Genomic DNA, 19,709 nt, shown 5'->3' on the forward strand with positions numbered 1-19,709 from the left:
CTACACATAACGTGCAGGCCATCCATATTTTTACTGGGAATTAAATTATTTATCAAAAGGGAATCCGGAACGTTTCCAACTATCTAACCCACCGTGAACTGAGGTTACGTCAAATCCAGAACGTCGCATTCTTTCAGCTGCCGATAGTGAACGCACTCCATTGGAACACACTAGAATCAGGCGCTCATTGGTAGTCAATCCCGAATCTGGACGCATTAGCTTGGCTTGGGGAATATGCTCACTTGTTGGAATGTGTCCTTTATTCCATTCAATAATGTCACGGATATCAATTATCCGTACGCCATCTGCGTGCTCTTGCATCGCTTGTGCGGTAGTAATTTGCGGTGACTTGCCGTTTGGAAATATGAAATCAAAAAAGCCCATACCTTTTATTGTATTAGCGAACACCTCTTCTATGTTCATACTTGACACAGCCAGCTAAACTAGAGCCATGGGCGGAATGATAAAACGATCAGTGATTGACGATGTTCGTGATAAAACACGGATTGAAGATATCGTTGGTGAGTATGTGACTTTAAAAACAGCGGGTGTAGGGTCAATGAAAGGGCTATGCCCGTTTCATGATGAAAAAACACCGTCTTTCCACGTCCGTCCGCATGTGAATCGTTGGCACTGCTTTGGTTGCGGCCAAGGCGGGGACGCGATTTCTTTCATTGAAAAAATAGAACACGTTTCATTCGTTGAAGCCATCGAGTTTCTCGCTAGAAAAGCTGGCATTGTTATTGAATACGAAGATAGTGGGCGTCCTAACCGCGACGATTCACGGCCACGTGATGTCACACGCGCGAGACTAATTGATGCTCACCGTGTTGCAGAGGAATTCTATGTTCAACAACTAGCGACACCGGCTGGTCAACCGGCCCGGGATATGTTGGCTGCCCGCGGTTTTGATGACCAAGCTATTGCTGACTTTCGTGTCGGTTATTCTCCAGATTCGTGGGATGGATTGTTAACTGAATTGCGACGCCGCGGATTTTCCGATAAAGAAATTATTGCTTCGGGCTTAGCATCGCAAAAAACACGGGGGCTTTATGATCGATTCCGTGGCCGTGTCATGTGGCCAATCCGATCGATAACAGGCGATCCCATTGGGTTTGGTGCTCGAAAACTATTGGATAGTGATCAAGGCCCGAAATATCTCAATACGCCAGAGACGATGATTTATAAAAAATCTGGTGTTTTATATGGCTTAGATATGGCTAAAAAAGAGATTTCAACACAACGAACTATCGTCGTCGTCGAAGGCTATACCGATGTTATGGCTGCTCATTTAGCGGGTGTGACTAATGCGGTCGCAACGTGTGGTACTGCTTTCGGTTCCGAACACGTCAAAATTGTTAGGCGGTTGATGGGAGATTCAGCGAATCCAGCTGCTGGCGTGATGATGAGTAACGGACATGCTTTTGGCGGAGAAGTTATTTTTACGTTCGACGGCGATGTTGCAGGTCAAAAAGCTGCTTTGCGTGCATTCCAAGAAGATCAGAGTTTTGCTGCGCAGACATTTGTAGCTGTGTCGGAAAACGGCATGGATCCGTGTGATTTGCGAATGGCTGGAGGAAATGAGGCTGTTCGTCAACTTGTTGCTAATCGTAAACCTCTTTTTGAGTTTGTGATCCGGTCAATTCTTAAAGAATTGCCACTAAATTCTGCTGAAGGGCGTGCTGCTGGATTACGGGCTACTGCGCCGATTGTCTCTCAAATTCGGGATCGAGTCTTGCAGTCTGAATACTCCCGCCAACTGGCGGGCTGGTTGGGCTTGGATGAGGCACTTGTACGTGATTCTGTGCGCCAAGCTGGGCGAGCGGTATATGCTAATTCGCAACGTATTGAGCGGGTTGAAGAGCCTCTCCCACGGCCGATTCTTGAACCGAGAGAGCAACTACGGGATCCTGTTATGCGGATCGAACGGCAAGCCTTAGAAGTTATGCTACAGCTTCCTGGAATGGCTCATGTTGCACATGCTGACCAGATTCCGTCTCGGACATTTCGCACGCCGATCCATCAAAGTATTTTTGATGCTATTAATGCAGTGGGAGGTGTAGCCGCTTACGATGATAGATTCACAACATTAAAGAACTCTGGTATGGATGAGAACGCGGCGTCAATTCGAGCCAGTGCGTGGTATGTGGAGCAGGTAGAAAGCAATGCTGATGAGCTAGTTAAGGGAGCAATCCGTCAGCTGACAGTTGCGCCATTACCGGAAAACGGTGGGAGAGAATCCTGGCCATATGTGCGCGGGATTATCGTCTCGCTGATTCGTCAGGGTATTACTCAGCAGATTGCAGATGTTCGCAGACATATGCAATCTCTCGATAGTGATTCTCCGCAGCAAGAAGAACTTTTTGAAGTGTTGATGCGCTTGGAAGCTGCTCGGCGTGCATATGACGAAGAAGATACTCTGTGAGATATAAAGTGATTATGGGCTAGATTTTCGATTCTGGCTAACTTTTAGGTACGATTGTGTTCGTCGCCCCTGTAGCTCAGCTGGTTAGAGCAGGGAACTCATAATTCTTTGGTCGCGGGTTCAAGTCCTGCCGGGGGCACGAATCCCGCAGTTCGCATTATGTTGAACTGCGGGATTTACTTATTTCGGCTTGCCTTTCAGAAGGCTGTGGATAACTTTGTTCGTTGATGTACGAAAATTGTTACATTTGTGCTGTCCGAACGTATATAAGGCGATTGAAGTCTTTTGTTATCTGCTGAAAACGAGGTAGAACGGAATGGGAGAAAAGGCAGCGAAAAGTATATTCTGCAAGGTATGGAAGGGGCTGGTACTGGTTTCCAGCTGTGTTGTTTTAGCATCGTGTGTTTCCGCAGATATGAAACCTGAGAGCCAGCTAGAAAAAGATAGAGAAATCGTAGCTGAACAGCATATTATTCCACCACGGCCGATTCTTGACCGGCCTGCAGAACCTGAACTAACTGGTGATTCACGTACTGATGCAGTTGCGGTCGCTCAACATTTCGTCACGTTTTATCCCTACATGCTTAAAACAGGAGACACGTCTTATTGGGAAAAGCATTCCGCTCCGGAGTGCGAATTCTGTCAGAAAGTATTAGCTGCATCTAAAGCAAGAAACGAAACTGGTGCTTGGATTGACGGGGAAATGAGAATTATAGATCAAGTAAACGGAATTGTGGATGAAGAAAAAGACAAATACGAGATTCAATTTTTAATTGAGCGTACACATGTCGTTGAGTACGGGGAATCAGATGAAAGGGAAAATGATCGTCAGTATCATGTTGTGATTTCTCTTGAAAAGAATAATTCTTGGTCAGTAAAACAATTTCAAATAGGAAATCCATCCGGTTTCAAAGGCAAAATTGGTTAATTATGACTAGTGAAAGCTTATTCTTGGGGTTCATGTGTCTTTTCGTGATGGGTACAGATACATGGGCAGATGTTAATGAAGACACAGTAGTAGTTCATGCTGAAAAAGAATTTACTTTGAGCTCAGATAGTATTCTGGGTCACAATAGTCATGGTGAGAATCTAAATCCTACAACCAGCGTCTTGGCTCAATCTCCTTCACTCTATACCCTCGCTGACTTTTGTGCTGGTAAGCAATTTCCATCCTCCTTGAAAGCGGGATGGGGTATAGGTAATGTGCGTGAATTGGAAGCTAGACGTGAGGAATTATGTGCTCAGCGCGAAGAAAATGGCGTCAGCCTAGACGATATAATGCAAGCGGTTCATGATCAGGCGTCACAGATTATTGATTCTGGGAAGGTCATAGTTCAACCCTCAGCTGGAACAATCCTGGTCAATAAAGACGTGTTCTATTTTAGTACCGCAAGTGAACACGTCTCGGCGGTTAAGGTTGCTGGAGAAAACATTCCACTTCGGCTCACCCCGGTATCTTTTCGGTGGGATTTTGGCGATGGCAATGAGCTTTCGACTCAAAGTCCGGGTGGTAAGTGGCCTGATGGAGATGTTGTTCACGCATATCAAAAATCTGGACGATACACGCCACGCCTCGACATATTCTGGAAAGTAGATGTTCGGCTACCAAAAGCGCCATGGCTCCAACTGCCAAATCTTGGGCATACTCAAGCTATCGGAGAGGAATTAGATCTAGTTGAAGCTAAAACCGTACTCACCTATCGTTCACGATAGACTGAGTGCATGAATAGGAACATGGAAGATAATGAAACGCTTGAACCAGAAATGCGTGAGCTTACGCCTGATGAGCTAATGAAACTAAAAGTAGTGCGCAGGCGCCTAATTCTTGCGCTTATAGCAGGGATTATTCTTGCGGCATGTGGATTTTTTGCAGGTCAGAAAGCGGCAAAATATGAGACTAATGTCATGCCAGAGTACAGCATTAATGAAGTTGTTTTAACAGGAGATAGTGATGTTTCATATCAAGCGTAAATTCCCAACATATCTTGTTGATGATAAGGGAGTTTCGCCCATTACTGCTTCCAAAATAGCAGGTGGCGAAGAATCGTGGATCGCGGCATGGCCCACACGTGTTGCCATAGTTCATGAAGCAAAAATTCAGCACATGTTTGAGTGGTACGAAATCGAGACAGCCGCATGGGATGAAACGAAGCGAATATTTACGATGACTTTTGTAGACTCACAACAAGAACCAATCGAAATACAGTTTGCTCTTGACGCTAACGACAGTTTACTTACGATGATCCATGAACGAGTAGAACGTTCAATTGTGTGCCAAGGCTTTGCTGAACTTCCCAGTGGTGGAACTGCCCGTGGTCAGGTTCGTCGAAGAGCAGACGAGAGCTTGTTCGTGCAACTTATCGTCGATAAACAACCCTCGGGAGAAGATTTGAAAGAGATCGGTAGGCTCGAAGCTGAGCTTCGAGATCTCGTTGGACTAGATGAGTGAAAACCGCGGAAAATCAATGTTTTCGAGAAATCCCCATGTGATGCCAGTTACAATAATGCTGAAAATGCGGAATTGATTTTGCATCTAGGCGGAAGACGTTCTATAGTATTTGAAGTCGCCTTCCCGCATAGCTCAATGGCAGAGCATTCGACTGTTAATCGAAGGGTTGCTGGTTCGAGTCCAGCTGCGGGAGCCAGTTAAAAGAGCAGCTGAGAAATCAGCTGGATCTTTTGTTATTTAGCTTAAATGAGCAGGTAACATATTCTATAGATTTTTATTTGTGAATACTGTATTTTAATTTAACTCTAAATAAAAGGATCGGTAGCTCACATTCCAGCCTGAAAGCTGGGATTAAAGGCCTGATACTGCTTATACTAGAGGTGTTGAAAACAAATAGTAAAGCAGGAGGTGACAAACATGAAGAAATTTAAGAATATGTTCCGTTCTCGCGAAACCTCCAACGCGCTAATCGTTGAAGCTCGCGCGAAGGATGTTGATTTTGCGATCGATAACCGGACATGGTGAAACAAGTCCAGAATATAAGAAGGCGCACAATGGGGTGCGCATTTTTTATGCTCAAATAACGTTAATAAGATTATTCTTTTTTATTTTTAATACATTCATGGCATGTGTAGTACATGCGCTGGTGGATAAGTGAAAACATATAGTGCGACAAAAGGGGCTATGGATATTGCAACCATAGCCCCTTGTAATTATGCTCTCTGCCAGATTAGGCAACTACTTCTATATCTGGTTTGTCGCGCCATGTTCGAATGGCACTAACAACAAGCAACCAAATCCCGCTAATCCACCAAGGGATTAAAATCCACAGCGGAGTTCCTGGGTAAACTGCCACCCAGATAGCTGTAATAACTACCCATACAATAGCTGCGATTGCATTAAAAATGCGCAAATGCTTTACTCGGAAAGGGTGAATCCACTTCCAAGGAATCAGTGCCAAGACGCTAAAGAGGATGACAACGATCCAATTGGTGATCGCATTAGTCCCAAATAGCCACATAATAACGATAACGATATTCCAAGCGGCCGGAAAACCGACGAAATACCAGTCGGCTGATTTCATCAGGGTGTTTGCGTAGCAGAACATAGAAGATGTTGCAGCTAAAATAGCGGCTGCTATAGCGAAGTATTCACCGCCAAAAGGAAGAACCTTTGCCATAAAAACTACCGGAACCATTGTCCAAGTCATATAGTCGACGATATTGTCCATCATCGTCCCAGAAAACCAGGGGATAACTTCCGTTACTTTAGTTTTACGAGCCATTGGGCCATCGGCCGCGTCTACCACAAGAGCGATGCCTAGCCACAGCCACATCATTTTGTAGTCGTCAATCATCAGCGCACGGATAGCTAGGATGACCCAGATAACGCCAGTCATTGTAAAAGCGTGCACAGCCCAAGCGCTCACATAATGTGAGAGGGGGTATGGGCGTTGGTCTTTCTTATTCACGTTTTCTCCGTCTAATTGTTTGCGACTCATGCTGGCTATACTACCGGACGTATTTAGGGAAGTGAGAGACATTTATGTGGCAATTGCAGCGGTTAATGTCTCTAATTAGTAAGAGAATGTCTAGTTCTGTGCCGATTTTTATTATTACTCGCCTATTAAATATGCGCTCAAAGGTAACAACAGCTGAAAATCTACGCTCACATGGCTACTTTCCTCTAGCATACAAGGGTATTCCTATGGCATAGTAGAGGTATCTAGTGACCAGATGTTAGGTGTTACGGGGAATCTCACCTAATTTAGGAGGTCACGGTGAAACAAAAATATACAACTCGGGGTGTCATCTTCATTCACTCTGTAACACCGGCTGTTCAACCACATGTTGAATGGGCGGTTGGAAGTCTGCTCGGATATCCTGTTCATTTTGAATGGACAGCCCAACCAGCGTTGCCATCGATGAATCGTGGTGAAGTGTCATGGACAGGTGAGGTTGGAACTGGTGCAGCCATAGCTTCTGCATTAGGTGGCTGGGAGCATTTACGATTTGAAATTACTGAGGAAGCCTCGCCTATATCAGACGGTGGCCGGTGGTCTTGTACTCCTGGATTGGGAATCTTTTACGCGCAAACTGATCTGCTAGGCAACGTCGTCGTACCTGAAAATCGAGTTCGCGCAGCGCTTGAGCAAGCTGGTGATGATCCGCAAGAAATGCGTCGAATGCTTGACATTGCATTGGGAACTGCGTGGGATGACGAACTTGAAGTTTTCCGTTATGCCGGTGCTGGAGCGCCAGTTCGATGGTTACATCGAGTGGGCTAACGTTGATTAAACAACGTAGCTAGATCAGCCATTGCCGAAGCCACATCGTGCACTTCCTCCTCCTTGGGTGCATGTATTGGCTTATCGGCAATAAGTTCTATCAGGTCATTAACTGTATGCGCCTGATGGATGAGAGCATCAGCAATATGCTTTTTAGCAAGCATTTCGAGGTTAGTTACCAGAGCCCAGACACTGACCTCATCAAGGTGCAAATCGTCGATTAATCGCGCCTGCGGAACAATTTCTGCGTCTGGAATTTCTGGGGCAATTTCATCTAATGCTACTCGAATGCGTGCCAAGGCAAGATCTTGTGGTTGCGCATCTTCCATTGTTTCCCCCTTATTTCACAATTTCATACTCTAAATACTATAGGCTGTATCTATGGCCTTTATTGATCTTATTAAGCAACTTGCAGAAGATTCCTCTCCGCTTGTCCAACGTGCGGGTGAGTTACGTGTTGCTTTAGCAGCGGATCCAAATAACGCTGAATCATTCGATGAACTGATATCTATTATTCGTTTACTTGGGCAGCAGACGCCAACGGCAGATCCATTGACCGCCGATGATACTTACTCGAGTAAGCCACCTCTAAATTTGGTTCTTTTGGCATTATCTGAGGATCTTGCTTCAGATTTACGAGCCTGGTATCCCTTAATCCAGTTGGCAAAGATTACTATCGACGACGATCCAGCAGCTGCGGTTCATCAAATTGAAGTTGCTGCTGGCCGAGAGGAAACAGGTCAGGCGTTAGCATCTGGTATTAAACTTTTATGCGAAGCTGGACAACCAGATACTGCAATGCAGGTGGGGCTGGGGAGATGGTTGCCCGATGAACACTGCATCGATGTAGGACTCGAGCTTATTCGCGCTGCAATGGCTAGTGACAAGATAGCGGATGCCCAAAGCTTTTTGGATGTGCTGCAGAAGCGTTTTCCGTCCGATCACGATGTTTTAGATATTGTAGAAGAATTAACGCATAAACAGTAATAAGACTAAGGAATCGCTATGGCATGGTATGTTGATCTACATCCTCAAAACCCGCAACAACGAAACGTTGATAAGATAGTTGATCGTTTACGGCGCGGTGAAGTAATCGCGTTGCCTACTGACTCTGGATACGCTATTGCCTGTACTATGGCCAATAAAGAGGGCTTGGAGCGTATTCGTCGTATTCGTCAGGTGGGCGAGAAGCATCATTTCACATTGTTATGCCACGATTTTGCCCAGCTCGGTCAGCTCGTTATTGTCGATAATTCAGTTTTCCGACTCATTAAATCACTGACTCCTGGACCCTATACTTTTATCCTTAAAGGGACGAAGGAAGTGCCGCGGATGACACTCAATGCGAAAAAAGCGACTGTGGGCGTCCGGCTACCAGACCATAAAATAACCCAAGCCATCGTTGAAACGTTAGGAGAGCCGTTATTATCCTCGACGTTGATTATGCCGGGTGAGAGCGAACCGATGAATCAAGGCTGGGAGATTGCGGATCTATTAGGTAACGCTCTTGACGTCGTCGTTGAAGGCCCAGTGGGTGAAGACGGATCAACGACAGTTGTTGATTTAAGCGACGGCGATGTGCGGATTGCTCGGCAGGGAGCCGGCGATACATCTATGTTTGATTAAGAAAGATACGAATTATTCATGACTTCTTTGTTACGAGCAGTGCTCTTTGATCTTGACGGAACGCTAACTGACTCAGGTCCGCTTATTCGGCGAATGATATCTGATGTTATGCGAGCCCGAGCAGGTTTAGATCTGCTTGAGTCAGCGTATTCTCGTTTTGTTGGTCCACCGTTGGAAGATACATTTTGCGAATTAGGCGTGCCTGAATCAGAGATAGAGGACTATATCGACGATTATCGCACTCGTTATTTTGCTCGGATGGATACCACGAAGCTGTTTGATGGAATACTGCCAATGCTTGAACGCATTCAGGCTCAAGGACTCCATACTGCTATTGCCACATCTAAAGGAGAAAAGTCGGCTAAACAAGTGTGTGATATGACCGGCCTGACCCAGTTCGTTGATGTGGTGTGCGGATCTGATCCGGAAGCCGGGCGCACTCATAAACATCATGTTGTAGACCATGCGTTAAGAAGCCTTGAAGAGCGCGCAATGCTTGACCCAAATCAGCGCCAGGAGCCCATGGCATTGGGTACACAATGGTCAACACGTTCATTGCGATTCGACGTCGTTATGGTTGGGGACCGTAGCTTTGATACTCAGGGAGCTGCTGTTCATGGCATACGCACAATCCTTGTTGACTGGGGAGAGGGAACTGCAGAAGAAAAGGCGAATGCCTGGAAGCACGTTTCCTCCCCAGATGAACTTGCTAATCTGCTGACCCGCCAGTGAACTGAGCCTGATATAGGTCATAGTATGCTCCGTGCTGATGGAGTAATTCGTCATGGCTTCCTTGTTCGACGACGCTACCATTGACCATGACTAAAATCATATCTGCATCACGAATGGTAGATAGTCGGTGAGCAATAACAAACGATGTGCGTCCAACACGTAACTCACTCATTGCGCGTTGGACAAGCATCTCGGTACGGGTATCTACAGATGACGTTGCCTCATCTAAAATCAATACGTCTGGATCTGCAAGATAAGCGCGGGCAATAGTTAAAAGCTGTTTTTCCCCGGCTGATAAATTCCCATCCTCATCGTCGATATGCGTGTCATATCCATCTGGTAGCTGTCGGATAAGATGATCGGCCCCTGTTGCTTTGGCAGCCGCCACAACGTCATCAAAGCTCGCATCTTGTAGACCAAAGGCAATATTTTCAGCAATAGTACCAGAGAAAAGCCAGGTATCTTGCAAAACCATTCCCGTTCGGGCGCGCAAGGATTGCCGGGAATAGGAACGGATATCAACTCCGTCGATGCTGATTTTTCCGTCGTCGATATCGTAGAAACGCATGAGCAGATTGACGAGGGTTGTTTTCCCGGCCCCCGTCGGACCGACAATCGCTATTTGACTACCATGTTTAACATGAAGATTCAGTCCGTTAATAACAGGTTTGCCTGGTTCGTAGCCAAAGCTGACATCATGGAAGTCAATGCTTGACGTTTCTTTCAATGGGGGTAATTCGTCGCGAGCGTCAGCAGATATGTCAGGGGAGTCGAGGAAACCAAACAACCGTTCACCGGAGGCCGCAGAAGACTGTAAAGTACTGGCAACTGAAGCAATCATTGAAACTGGATTATTTAACTGACGAGAATATTGAATAAATGCTTGAATACCACCGATTGTTAGTGTGCCCACTAAAACTTCAAATCCACCAACAACGGCAATGATAACAAAAGAAAGATTTGCTACTAGCCCCATAATCGGTTGCGTAAGCATCGATAAGAAATAACCACGGAAACCTGCAGTGAAGAGTTGCTGATTGGCGGTGTCAAATATTTCATTAATATCGTCTTCCATGCCATACATGGCGACTACATCATGTCCAGTAAATGTTTGTTCAACGACTGTTGAGACATCACCAGTTCGTTTCCATTGTTCACGAAACGCCGGTTTGGATCTTTTAAGGATCTTACCAACCGCGAACAATCCTAGGGGGACAGTGAAAAGTGACCATAATGCAAGTGTCCACGATAGATAGAACATAAGTGTTAGAACACCGATGACCATATAGAACGCATAAATAGTTTGTCCGAGTGTTTGCATCAGAGTTTGAACGATATTATCAATGTCGTTAGTCACTCGGGATAATAAATCACCGCGTGATTGTTGATCAACGTATGCTAACGGAAGCCTGTCGATTTTTTGTTGAGACTGTTCTCGAAGCCGAGAGCCGAGATTTTGAACAGAGATTCGTGCCAAAGCACCGCCAGCAAAATTTGTCACGGCATGCAAAACGTATAATGTGACAATAGCAAGGGCTAAGTTACGGAGTTTTGTAAAGTTAACTCCTGATCCGTTGACGCCATCGACGACGATATTGGTAGCGTCGCCAAGCAATTTCGGTGTCATTAACATGGCGAGGGCACTGATAAAGGTCAAAATGACGACGCCGATAATGCGTCCACGTTCAGGGCGGAATAAGCGAGCTAGACGAAGTAGAGCTCCTTTTGTATCGTGAGCAGATTCATCTGCGAAAGGATACTGTGCCATTAACGTGCCTCCTTTTCACTCATTTGCGATGCAACAATTTCTTGATAGGTATTGTTTGTTGCTAAAAGTTCCTCATGAGTGCCAGTGCCAACAATGCGCCCTTGATCAATAACGTGAATAACATCTGCCAGGCGAATTGTCGAAATACGTTGGCCAACAATGAGAACGCAGACATCTTCGATAAAGGTATGAAGATTATGACGAAGCTGTGCGTCGGTTGTGTTATCAAGAGCAGAGAATGAATCGTCGAAAATGAGAATGTCGGCTTGTCGGTTTCCCTCTCTATCGGGTAAACAGCGGTAAATAGCGCGCGCGATAGCTAAACGTTGACGTTGGCCGCCAGAAAAATTAACTCCGCCAGAATCGACGACGGCGTTGATTCCTTTGTCGAGTTCAGAGACGAAATCCCAAGCTTGTGCAGCCTGCAGGGCTTGTTGTACGCGTTCGATGTCAAGGTCTGCGTCTTCTTTCAGTCTACCGGCAACATTTGTAGCAATTGTTCCGGAAAAGAGAAAAGACTTTTGCGGAACAAAGGCAATTGTTGATCGTAACTGGGCCAAATCTAGGTCACGAATATCGACACCGTTGAGGGTTAATGACCCGTGAGTGGGGTCAATTAACCGCGGAATGAGTTTGAGAATCGAGGATTTTCCAGAACCTGTTGATCCGATTAATGCCACCGTTGTTCCTGGCTGGAGAGTACAAGAGATATCAGTGAGAACTGCGTGTTCGGCTCCGGGATAACGCAATGTGACAGATGTGAGGTCATATCTGCGCGGGCGCTGGGGTAGGGGCTGTGGCTTTGTCGGGGAAGAGATAGACGACGACGTGGTAAAAATTTCTGTTAGTCGTGTGGCAGAAACTTGGCCGCGTGGAAAAATCATGACCATAAAACCAGACATCATTACTGATCCCATGATCATCATCAGGTATGAAATGTAAGCAGTTAGCGCACCAACGTTCATCTCTCCACTGGCGATACGATGTCCACCAAACCAAATAACCCCGACTGAAGAAACACCGATGATAAGTTGGGCAGCGGGCATGAGGAACGCCCACAAGAGTCCGATCTGTAGCCACACAGTACGTAGCTCGCGATTAGCTTGATCAAATTTGGCGCTAATTGTTTTTTCTTGGGTGAAAGCACGGATAACACGCAATCCAATAAGTTGTTCACGTAACAGTGTGTTAATGCGATCGATGCGCTTTTGCTGTAAGACCGAGCGTGGGATTAACGCAAAAACAGTACGAATAATGAGGAACGAAAGTACTGGTACAACGGCGAGAAGGAGTAATGACAATGGAAGATCTTGCATAATCGCCATAACGATACCCCCAATTCCCAGTAGCGGGGCCATGATAACGATAGCGAATGAGTTAAGAATAATGCTTTGGATTTGGGTGATGTCATTAGTGGCGCGGGTGATAAGGGTTGATGCACCAAAGCGGTGCTGTTCGGTGGCTGAGAATGTTTGAACATGGCGGAAAGCATCCGCGCGTAGTTCTTTACCAACCTGCATCGCGGTTCGTGCACCGATGTACATCGCGCCGATAATGCAACAAATTTGCGCGAATGACACAATTAGCATTAGTGCACCGGTTGTTAATATATAGGGTGTATTGTTGGCGATGATTCCGTCGTCGATAATATCGGCGTTTAATGCTGGTAACCATAAACTCAGCAAGACTTGTGAAAATTGTAAAATGACAATAAGGCCTAAGGCGCGCTTCTTATCGCTGAGATAGCGCCATACTAATCGAATCAGCGTCACATATCCTCCTGTTTTCAACTATCAGTCTTCAGCGTACTCCCTTGCCCTAGATAAGAGCACAGCCAAATGCTAGGAGGGCAATCAGCTGGTAGCTGATTGCCCTCCTAGCATCGATAAAGGTTAGGCGACTTCGTTTGGATCTGAGACGCCAGATGTTCCGGCATTTGGATTGAATAGATCGTATTTGTCAATCGCTTGCTTGACAACGGAACGATCAATTTCACCACGATCTGCTAGTGCCTGGAGGGCACGAACGACGACGGACGCGGAATCAATCTTGAACTCTCGACGGGCTGCTGCTCGCATATCTGAGAAACCGAAACCATTAGCGCCAAGAACGTAATAGTCAGTTGGTACCCATGGGCGAATAGCATCTTGTACTTGTTTTTCAAAGTCTGAAGTGGCAATGACTGGTCCATTGGTGTGCTTGAGCACTGAAGTCAGGTAGGCTTCGCGCGGTTCTTCATCTGGGTGGAGGAAGTTGTGCTCGTCTGCAGCCAATCCGTCTTTACGTAGCTCATAGAAGGAGGTCACTGACCATGTTGTGGCCTTCACACCCCAATCGTTACGAAGCATGTCGCGAGCTTCACGAATCCATGGGACACCAATACCGGAGGCAAAGAGCTGGACCTCTGGGCCGTCGCCTTCACCTTCATCAAGCTTGTAAAGTCCCTTGAGGAGTCCATCAACGTCTAACCCTTCTGGTTCTGCTGGTTGATGAATTGGCTCGTTATAGATCGTGATGTAATACATGACATTTTGATCTCTGCCGTCTGAGCCGTCACCGTACATGCGCTTGATACCGTCTTTAACGATGTGGCTAATTTCGTATGCGTAGGCAGGATCATATTGAACGATGGCTGGGTTCGTTGAAGCTAGGACATGTGAATGTCCATCAAGGTGTTGTAAACCTTCTCCAGTAAGTGTGGTTCGGCCGGCGGTTGCGCCCATAATAAATCCACGTGCTAACTGGTCTGCCGCCGCCCAGAATTGGTCAGCAGTTCGTTGGAATCCGAACATCGAGTAGAAAATATAGACTGGAATCATTGGTATTCCGTGAGTGGCGTAGGATGTTCCTACGGCTGTGAAGGCTGCCGTAGAGCCAGCTTCGGTAATACCAGTGTGTAGAATTTGTCCATTTTCCGATTCCTTGTAGGAAAGTAGTAGCTCGGAATCGACAGCGGTGTAATTTTGACCGTGAACATTAAAGATCTTCGCGGTTGGGAAGATTGCGTCAAGGCCGAAGGTTCGTGCCTCATCTGGAATGATTGGCACAATGTGTTTGCCAAATTCCTTGTCCCGCAAAAGATCTTTGAGCATCCGGACGAAAGCCATTGTTGTGGCTACCTTTTGCTTGCCAGAACCGGCGCGAATACCATCGAAAGGTTTTTCTGGTGGTAGCGCGATGCCTTGTTCGATTACCCGGCGTTCTGGAACGAACCCACCAAGTTGACGACGACGTTCGAGCATATATTCCATTGCTGGATGGCTATTATCAGGCTTGTAATATGGCGCCTGATATGGATCGTCAAGCTGCGAATCTGGGATATCAAGATGCAGTGTATCGCGTAGCATCTTGAGATCGTCAGAGTTGAGCTTTTTCATCTGGTGGGTAGAGTTACGACCAGCGAAGTTTGATCCTAAAACATAACCTTTAATCGTGTGGGCAAGGATAACAGTTGGTGCACCCTTGTGTTCGGTAGCAGCCTTGTAAGCAGCATAAACTTTACGATAGTCGTGGCCGCCACGCTTGAGCCGCCAAATCTTTTCGTCTGACCAGTCCGCAACCATTGCTTTTGTACGTGGGTCACGGCCAAAGAAGTGCTCACGAATATAAGCGCCGTCGTTAGCCTTGAATGTTTGGTAGTCACCATCGAGAGTGTCATTCATGATGTTGACAAGTGCGTTATCTTTATCGGCGGCAAGGAGTTCGTCCCACTCGCGTCCCCAGATGACCTTGATAACGTTCCAGCCAGCGCCCTTGAACGAGGCTTCGAGCTCTTGGATAATCTTTCCGTTTCCGCGAACAGGGCCGTCGAGTCGCTGCAAATTACAATTGACGACGAAGGTGAGGTTGTCGAGTTGCTGTGAGGCAGCTAGGTGAAGAACACCGCGCGATTCGACTTCGTCCATTTCGCCGTCGCCCATGAAGGCCCAGACATGTTGGTTGGACGTATCCTTTAATCCGCGGCCTTGAAGGTAGCGGTCATACCACGCTTGATAAATAGCTGAAATTGGCCCTAGGCCGAGGGAAACCGTTGGGAATTCCCAAAAATCGTCCATTTGACGCGGATGTGGGTAGGACGGGATTCCGCGACCGCCTGAGCGGCGTGAAGCTTGTTGCCGGAATGAATCAAGGTCTGCTTCACTTAACCGGCCTTCGAGGTATGCGCGGGCATAGTTGCCGGGAGAGGAGTGGCCTTGGAAGAAGATATGGTCTCCGCCGCCTTCTGCATTTTTACCTCGGAAGAACCAGTTGTGACCAACTTCGTAGAGTGTTGCTTGTGCTGCGTAGGATGAGATGTGACCGCCTACGCCAATGTTTGGGTTTTGCTGACGAGTAACTTGCACGGCAGCATTCCATCGTGTCCACCGGCGGAATTCTCGTTCAAGTTTTTCGTCACCTGGATAGAAAGGCTCGTCTTCTGCATCGATAGTGTTGATGTAAGGAGTGACGATATTGCGGGGGAATTGGATGCCGCGCTTACGAGCGTGGCGCTCCATTTCCATGAGGAGGTAACGCGTGCGTGGTCCACCCTTATCGTCGATTAATCCTTCAAGTGATTCAATCCATTCGCGCGTTTCTTCTGGATCGATATCAGGAATGCGGTTGTAGAGGCCATTCAGTAGCGGCCGAGTGGGCTGTAGGCTCACGTTATCTCCCTCGCTAGTTGTTATCTTGCATCATCGCGATAGATATCACCGAGATATAGTGCTCCGATGCGCTACTTCTAATCTATCGTGAAATAGGCATTCAGTCCTAGGTATGAGGGGTAATTGAGCTTAGGATAACGCTCACGTCAAGATTCAGTAAATAAAGTGGGGGTGTATATTTTAGAAGTTCTGTGTGTGAAGATGCAGAAATCCAACGTGCTTGCCTACAATGTTTGTAGGCATACGTCTGTATGTTTATGCGTAGCATAGTGCTAAAAATGAAAGGGAGGTCCGGTGTCCGGGTCTACTGCTGGCGAGGCTTACGGTTTCGGTAAAGGTGCGATTGTTCAAGAGTTTGGCTATGACGACGACGTCGCTTTTGAACTTCGTGAAGATATTGAAACTGCTACAGGCGTTGAACTTGAAGATGAAGACTACCGAGGCGTAGCCGATGGTGTGCTTGCCTGGTGGCGGGCGGACGACGGGGACGTTGATGATCTTACCGATTACCTCGTTGATGTTGCAGCTTCGCTTGATTCGGATCTTTCTGTTGTCTGGCTTGTTGTTCCTGCTCCGCGAGAAGATCTCCATGTGCCGACTGATGTTGTTAATGAAGCGGCTAAGACTGCTGGTATGTCAGTCACTCGTACTATGGGGGTTGGAGCTCACTGGACTGCGTATCGCATCACAGTTTCGCGTTCTTATTGATTTCAGTTTTGACATAGCTTGAGATTCGGGCTAAGCTGTCTCTCGGACTCTTAGCTCAGTTGGTAGAGCAACGCGTTTACACCGCGTGTGTCATCGGTTCGAGCCCGGTAGGGTCCACGTATGAAATAATCGAGTGTTTACTGAGATATGTAAACACTCGATTATTTTATTTGTTGCCTATTGCTCCAGCTCAGTATTGGATTTAGTTAATCTGACTAGCCGGCTGGTATCAATAACTTCGAGAACTTATGAAAGTATATTGATTAAGCTTGCGTATGATAAACGTTAGTGGCTGACACTAGAAGAAAATAGTGTCAGCCACTAACGCTATGAAATAGAACTTTGTTTACATCTGATCGAATGGGACAAAGTCAGCGAAGAGCGCAGTTGCATCGTCGTCGTTAGCGGAATCAATCCGCTTATTTGGTTCTGTGTAAACCTGCGCGAGACGAGCGAGTTCTTGGCCGGTGCGATTAATGCGTCGTTCAAGAGTTGCTCCGCCGCGACCATCAGAGTCCTTTGCTGCTACCCCGAAGTCCTCAGTAGCCGCATAGACGGCAGTAGGAGCGGTAATAGCATGCAGGTAGGTGAACAATGGGCGCACAGCATGTTCGGTAACAAGCGAATGCCGTGGAGTTCCTCCCGTTACTCCAATAGCAACTGGTTTACCCCGTAGTGTCTCTTCCGGTAATACGTCGAAAAAGAGTTTGAATAACCCAGAAAATGACGCATTGTAGGCGGGCGTGACGGCTATGACAGCATCCGCACGGGCTAGGTCATTGAATACCATTTCCAACTCGGGAGAGGGGAAACCCGTCAATGCGGCATTTGTGATAGCGCTAGCAACGTTACGTAATTCGATAACTGAATAGCTTGCCTCGTCCGCGGCTTCGATAGTTGCTTGGGCAAGTTTGCGTCCCAAAGTGCTCGTTGCCGAAGATTCGGAAAGCGAAGCTGAAACAACAACAACTTTCACGACTTTAACCTGCTTACTTCTTGAGATTAATGAGGTTGTCAGCGTGACGTACCGCGGCTTCGTCATCGGCTTGCTGTTCGTAGAACGAACCGCCGGTGACGTCGTCAACGAGAATTCGTCCGTCGTCGTCGATCTTAATTGGACCACGTGCGGCTACTCGAGCTGCATGTGTTGGAGCATCAGGTACGCCAGGTTTACGCATTGCGTCAAATTCTTTACGCAAAACAGGGACAATTTCGCCGAGGTGGTCAATCTGCTCATGAACCTTAGCTAGTGGTAAACCAGCGTGGTCGATGAGGAAGAGCTGACGCTGGTAGTCACCAACGTGCTCACGGAAACCGAGGGTGCGATCGATAACTTCTTGTGGCGAACCAACGGTGAGTGGAGTCTGGGAGGTAAATTCTTCCATCGTCGGGCCGTGGCCGTAAACCGGTGCATTATCGAAGTATGGTCGGAATTCGCGCTTCGCAGTTTGTGAATCCTTAGCCCTGTAGAACTGACCGCCCAAACCAACGATCGCCTGTTCTGCGGTGCCGTGACCGTAGTGCGCGTAGCGCTGGCGGTAAAGCTGAATCATGCGCTTGGTGTGGCTCATTGGCCAGAAGATATTGTTGTGGAAGAAACCATCACCGTAGTATGCGGCAAGCTCTGCGATTTCTGGGGAGCGGATTGAACCGTGCCAGACGAATGGTGGTACGTCGTCGAGTGGGCGTGGGGTAGAAGTGAAGTTGCGTAGTGGAGTGCGGAACTTACCTTCCCAGTTAACTTCGTAGTTATCCCATAGTTGGCGAAGCAAGCCATAGTTTTCGACGGCGAGTGGGATACCTTGGCGAATATCTTTACCAAACCATGGGTAGACTGGTCCGGTGTTTCCGCGTCCCATCATTAAGTCGAGTCGACCGTCTGCTAAGTGCTGAAGCATGGCGTAGTCTTCGGCAATCTTCACAGGATCGTTCGTTGTAATTAACGTGGTAGCGGTTGATAGTGTGATCTTCTTTGTTGAAGCGGCAATGTATCCGAGAAGAGTTGTTGGGGAAGATGAGAAGAATGGTGGGTTGTGATGCTCGCCGATAGCGTATACATCAAGGCCAGCTTCTTCCACATGCTGCGCAATTTCTACAGCTGCTTTGATGCGTTCGTTTTCGGTAGGAGTTTTGCCCGTAGTGGGATCAGTGGTGATATCGGAAACAGAAAAAACTCCGAATTGCATAGTCATAGCAGATTACCTTTCAGGAAAAGCCTAAACGCGTGGGGCGCCATACAAGGCGCCCCACTGACGTCAGTTTATTAAAATATGTGTGCTGGACTCAGGCTTCTTTGACCAAAGCGAGTTCGAGTTCTAGCTTGATCTTGTCAGAAACCATGACGCCGCCTGCTTCGAGAGCGCCGTTCCAGGTGATGCCGAAGTCCTTGCGGGAGATGTCGGTTGCGCCTTCGAAGCCAATACGGAGCTTACCTTCGTGATCAACAACAGCGCCGCCGAATTCGAATGGAATTGTGATGGACTTGGTGTTACCACGGATGGTGAAGTCGCCAGTAATTTCAACGGTCTCTTCGTCGACAACCTTGATGTTGGTTGATCGGAAAGTGATGGTTGGGAAAGCATCTGAGCCGAAGAAATCATCGGAGCGCAGGTGGTTATCACGCATGGAGTTGCCGGTATTAATGGACTCGGCCTTAATGTTAACTTCAATGACGCCGTTTTCTGGAGCGTTAGCGTCGCCTTCAGCGAAACCATCGAATTCGTCAAAGTTGCCGCGAACCTTCGTTACCATTGCGTGGCGAGCAACGAAACCAAGACGGGAGTGAGCAGAATCGATGATGAACTTACCGTTGAGATCTTTGAGAGCGGTCATATTTTTCTCCTTTGAGTGAGAATTTAGTATTTTCAAGTTTGAAAGATTATTCTTCCGAACCAACAAGAATTAATTTAATACCTAATTATTGAAAAGTCAACTAATGGCGAGTGTGATATTTAAAAGGCTGATATTTCAAGGAAAAACTGATATTTAACGCGGGGTGGGGAAATCGCTACTTGTGACGATCGATTATCGAAAAGCCGCAAAAGAGATATTTTCCTCCGAAAGTGCGG

19 protein-coding genes and 3 tRNA genes are annotated in these 19,709 nt (G+C 47.0%); 13 read left to right on the plus strand and 9 right to left on the minus strand.

Annotation, left to right across the window (positions count from 1 at the left end; all coding sequences use genetic code 11):
• Positions 1 to 45: 45 nt before the first annotated feature.
• Complete coding sequence (locus HC352_RS03345; protein ID WP_168917574.1) at positions 46 to 384, minus strand: rhodanese-like domain-containing protein; 339 nt, start codon at positions 382 to 384, stop codon at positions 46 to 48.
• A 67-nt stretch (positions 385 to 451) separates the two neighbouring features.
• On the opposite strand from HC352_RS03345, the gene dnaG reads away from it, so the two are divergent.
• From dnaG to HC352_RS03380, 7 genes are all read left to right on the plus strand, one after another.
• Entirely contained in the window at positions 452 to 2,425 is a 1,974-nt protein-coding gene (gene dnaG, locus HC352_RS03350) for a DNA primase (protein WP_168917575.1), read from the plus strand.
• A gap of 65 nt (positions 2,426 to 2,490) precedes the next feature.
• A tRNA-Ile gene (locus HC352_RS03355) sits at positions 2,491 to 2,564 on the plus strand.
• Positions 2,565 to 2,741: 177 nt separating this feature from the next.
• A complete protein-coding gene (locus tag HC352_RS03360; RefSeq protein WP_168917576.1) occupies positions 2,742 to 3,353 on the plus strand; it encodes a DUF6318 family protein in 612 nt (203 codons plus the stop codon).
• A 2-nt stretch (positions 3,354 to 3,355) separates the two neighbouring features.
• Positions 3,356 to 4,138, plus strand: a complete 783-nt coding sequence (locus tag HC352_RS03365) for a PKD domain-containing protein (RefSeq protein WP_168917577.1) — start codon at positions 3,356 to 3,358, stop codon at positions 4,136 to 4,138.
• A gap of 21 nt (positions 4,139 to 4,159) precedes the next feature.
• Positions 4,160 to 4,396, plus strand: a complete 237-nt coding sequence (locus HC352_RS03370) for a hypothetical protein (protein ID WP_168917578.1) — start codon at positions 4,160 to 4,162, stop codon at positions 4,394 to 4,396.
• Positions 4,377 to 4,874, plus strand: a complete 498-nt coding sequence (locus HC352_RS03375) for a hypothetical protein (RefSeq protein WP_168917579.1) — start codon at positions 4,377 to 4,379, stop codon at positions 4,872 to 4,874. The genes HC352_RS03370 and HC352_RS03375 overlap by 20 nt, the downstream gene beginning before the upstream one ends.
• 121 nt (positions 4,875 to 4,995) lie before the next feature.
• Positions 4,996 to 5,070: transfer RNA gene (locus tag HC352_RS03380), tRNA-Asn, on the plus strand.
• A gap of 534 nt (positions 5,071 to 5,604) precedes the next feature.
• On the opposite strand, the gene HC352_RS03385 is transcribed toward HC352_RS03380, so the two are convergent.
• Entirely contained in the window at positions 5,605 to 6,375 is a 771-nt protein-coding gene (locus tag HC352_RS03385) for a CDP-alcohol phosphatidyltransferase family protein (protein ID WP_211080709.1), read from the minus strand.
• 279 nt (positions 6,376 to 6,654) lie between these two features.
• Between HC352_RS03385 and HC352_RS03390 the strand changes: the two genes are divergently transcribed.
• Positions 6,655 to 7,161 (plus strand): DUF3145 domain-containing protein, encoded by a 507-nt coding sequence (locus tag HC352_RS03390; RefSeq protein ID WP_168917580.1) that lies wholly within the window; start codon positions 6,655 to 6,657, stop codon positions 7,159 to 7,161.
• On the opposite strand, the gene HC352_RS03395 is transcribed toward HC352_RS03390, so the two are convergent.
• A complete protein-coding gene (locus tag HC352_RS03395) occupies positions 7,158 to 7,490 on the minus strand; it encodes a hypothetical protein (RefSeq protein ID WP_168917581.1) in 333 nt (110 codons plus the stop codon). The genes HC352_RS03390 and HC352_RS03395 overlap by 4 nt on opposite strands.
• Before the next feature lie 52 nt (positions 7,491 to 7,542).
• Between HC352_RS03395 and HC352_RS03400 the strand changes: the two genes are divergently transcribed.
• The 3 genes from HC352_RS03400 to HC352_RS03410 are packed head-to-tail and all read left to right on the plus strand — an operon-like array spanning position 7,543 to position 9,519.
• Positions 7,543 to 8,148, plus strand: a complete 606-nt coding sequence (locus tag HC352_RS03400) for a hypothetical protein (protein ID WP_168917582.1) — start codon at positions 7,543 to 7,545, stop codon at positions 8,146 to 8,148.
• 18 nt (positions 8,149 to 8,166) lie between these two features.
• Positions 8,167 to 8,787: an L-threonylcarbamoyladenylate synthase gene (locus HC352_RS03405; protein WP_168917583.1), complete on the plus strand. Its 621-nt coding sequence runs from the start codon at positions 8,167 to 8,169 to the stop codon at positions 8,785 to 8,787.
• An 18-nt stretch (positions 8,788 to 8,805) separates the two neighbouring features.
• Positions 8,806 to 9,519: an HAD hydrolase-like protein gene (locus HC352_RS03410; protein WP_168917584.1), complete on the plus strand. Its 714-nt coding sequence runs from the start codon at positions 8,806 to 8,808 to the stop codon at positions 9,517 to 9,519.
• On the opposite strand, the gene HC352_RS03415 is transcribed toward HC352_RS03410, so the two are convergent.
• The 3 genes from HC352_RS03415 to aceE form a co-directional block, all read right to left on the minus strand.
• Positions 9,497 to 11,287 carry an ABC transporter ATP-binding protein gene (locus HC352_RS03415; protein WP_168917585.1) on the minus strand — a complete coding sequence of 597 codons (1,791 nt, stop codon included), beginning with the start codon at positions 11,285 to 11,287 and terminating at the stop codon, positions 9,497 to 9,499. The genes HC352_RS03410 and HC352_RS03415 overlap by 23 nt on opposite strands.
• A complete protein-coding gene (locus HC352_RS03420) occupies positions 11,287 to 13,059 on the minus strand; it encodes an ABC transporter ATP-binding protein (protein WP_168917586.1) in 1,773 nt (590 codons plus the stop codon). Before HC352_RS03420 ends, HC352_RS03415 begins: the two co-directional genes overlap by 1 nt.
• 120 nt (positions 13,060 to 13,179) lie before the next feature.
• Positions 13,180 to 15,933, minus strand: a complete 2,754-nt coding sequence (aceE, locus tag HC352_RS03425) for a pyruvate dehydrogenase (acetyl-transferring), homodimeric type (protein ID WP_168917587.1) — start codon at positions 15,931 to 15,933, stop codon at positions 13,180 to 13,182.
• 294 nt (positions 15,934 to 16,227) lie between these two features.
• Here aceE and HC352_RS03430 point away from each other — a divergent pair, with 294 nt between their 5' ends.
• Together HC352_RS03430 and HC352_RS03435 are read left to right on the plus strand one after the other, a co-directional pair.
• A complete protein-coding gene (locus HC352_RS03430; RefSeq protein WP_168917588.1) occupies positions 16,228 to 16,641 on the plus strand; it encodes a DUF3052 family protein in 414 nt (137 codons plus the stop codon).
• A gap of 44 nt (positions 16,642 to 16,685) precedes the next feature.
• Positions 16,686 to 16,758, plus strand: a tRNA-Val gene (locus HC352_RS03435).
• Between the two features lie 229 nt (positions 16,759 to 16,987).
• Here the strand turns inward: HC352_RS03435 and HC352_RS03440 are convergent.
• The 3 genes from HC352_RS03440 to HC352_RS03450 all read right to left on the minus strand — a co-directional run bounded on the left by HC352_RS03440 (position 16,988) and on the right by HC352_RS03450 (position 19,473).
• Positions 16,988 to 17,617, minus strand: a complete 630-nt coding sequence (locus HC352_RS03440) for a CE1759 family FMN reductase (protein ID WP_168917589.1) — start codon at positions 17,615 to 17,617, stop codon at positions 16,988 to 16,990.
• Positions 17,618 to 17,630: 13 nt separating this feature from the next.
• Positions 17,631 to 18,833, minus strand: a complete 1,203-nt coding sequence (locus HC352_RS03445; RefSeq protein ID WP_247645224.1) for an LLM class flavin-dependent oxidoreductase — start codon at positions 18,831 to 18,833, stop codon at positions 17,631 to 17,633.
• A gap of 91 nt (positions 18,834 to 18,924) precedes the next feature.
• The gene (locus HC352_RS03450; RefSeq protein WP_168917590.1) at positions 18,925 to 19,473 is read right to left on the minus strand and encodes a YceI family protein; all 549 of its coding nucleotides are present in this window, start codon (positions 19,471 to 19,473) and stop codon (positions 18,925 to 18,927) included.
• Positions 19,474 to 19,709 lie beyond the last annotated feature (236 nt).

The sequence above is a fragment of the Arcanobacterium buesumense genome, assembly GCF_012563545.1.
GTDB classification, from domain to species: Bacteria; Actinomycetota; Actinomycetes; order Actinomycetales; family Actinomycetaceae; genus Arcanobacterium; species Arcanobacterium buesumense.

Excerpts from the sequence above, each read along its gene's own strand:
- HC352_RS03360 (WP_168917576.1), top strand. The coding sequence starts at position 2,742 with ATGGGAGAAAAGGCAGCGAAAAGTATATTCTGCAAGGTATGGAAGGGG.
- HC352_RS03395 (WP_168917581.1), bottom strand. The coding sequence starts at position 7,490 with ATGGAAGATGCGCAACCACAAGATCTTGCCTTGGCACGCATTCGAGTA.
- HC352_RS03410 (WP_168917584.1), top strand. The coding sequence starts at position 8,806 with ATGACTTCTTTGTTACGAGCAGTGCTCTTTGATCTTGACGGAACGCTA.
- HC352_RS03370 (WP_168917578.1), top strand. The coding sequence starts at position 4,160 with ATGGAAGATAATGAAACGCTTGAACCAGAAATGCGTGAGCTTACGCCT.
- dnaG (WP_168917575.1), top strand. The coding sequence starts at position 452 with ATGGGCGGAATGATAAAACGATCAGTGATTGACGATGTTCGTGATAAA.
- HC352_RS03365 (WP_168917577.1), top strand. The coding sequence starts at position 3,356 with ATGACTAGTGAAAGCTTATTCTTGGGGTTCATGTGTCTTTTCGTGATG.
- HC352_RS03385 (WP_211080709.1), bottom strand. The coding sequence starts at position 6,375 with ATGAGTCGCAAACAATTAGACGGAGAAAACGTGAATAAGAAAGACCAA.
- HC352_RS03415 (WP_168917585.1), bottom strand. The coding sequence starts at position 11,287 with ATGGCACAGTATCCTTTCGCAGATGAATCTGCTCACGATACAAAAGGA.
- HC352_RS03375 (WP_168917579.1), top strand. The coding sequence starts at position 4,377 with ATGTTTCATATCAAGCGTAAATTCCCAACATATCTTGTTGATGATAAG.
- HC352_RS03345 (WP_168917574.1), bottom strand. The coding sequence starts at position 384 with ATGGGCTTTTTTGATTTCATATTTCCAAACGGCAAGTCACCGCAAATT.
- HC352_RS03400 (WP_168917582.1), top strand. The coding sequence starts at position 7,543 with ATGGCCTTTATTGATCTTATTAAGCAACTTGCAGAAGATTCCTCTCCG.
- HC352_RS03450 (WP_168917590.1), bottom strand. The coding sequence starts at position 19,473 with ATGACCGCTCTCAAAGATCTCAACGGTAAGTTCATCATCGATTCTGCT.
- HC352_RS03445 (WP_247645224.1), bottom strand. The coding sequence starts at position 18,833 with ATGACTATGCAATTCGGAGTTTTTTCTGTTTCCGATATCACCACTGAT.
- HC352_RS03405 (WP_168917583.1), top strand. The coding sequence starts at position 8,167 with ATGGCATGGTATGTTGATCTACATCCTCAAAACCCGCAACAACGAAAC.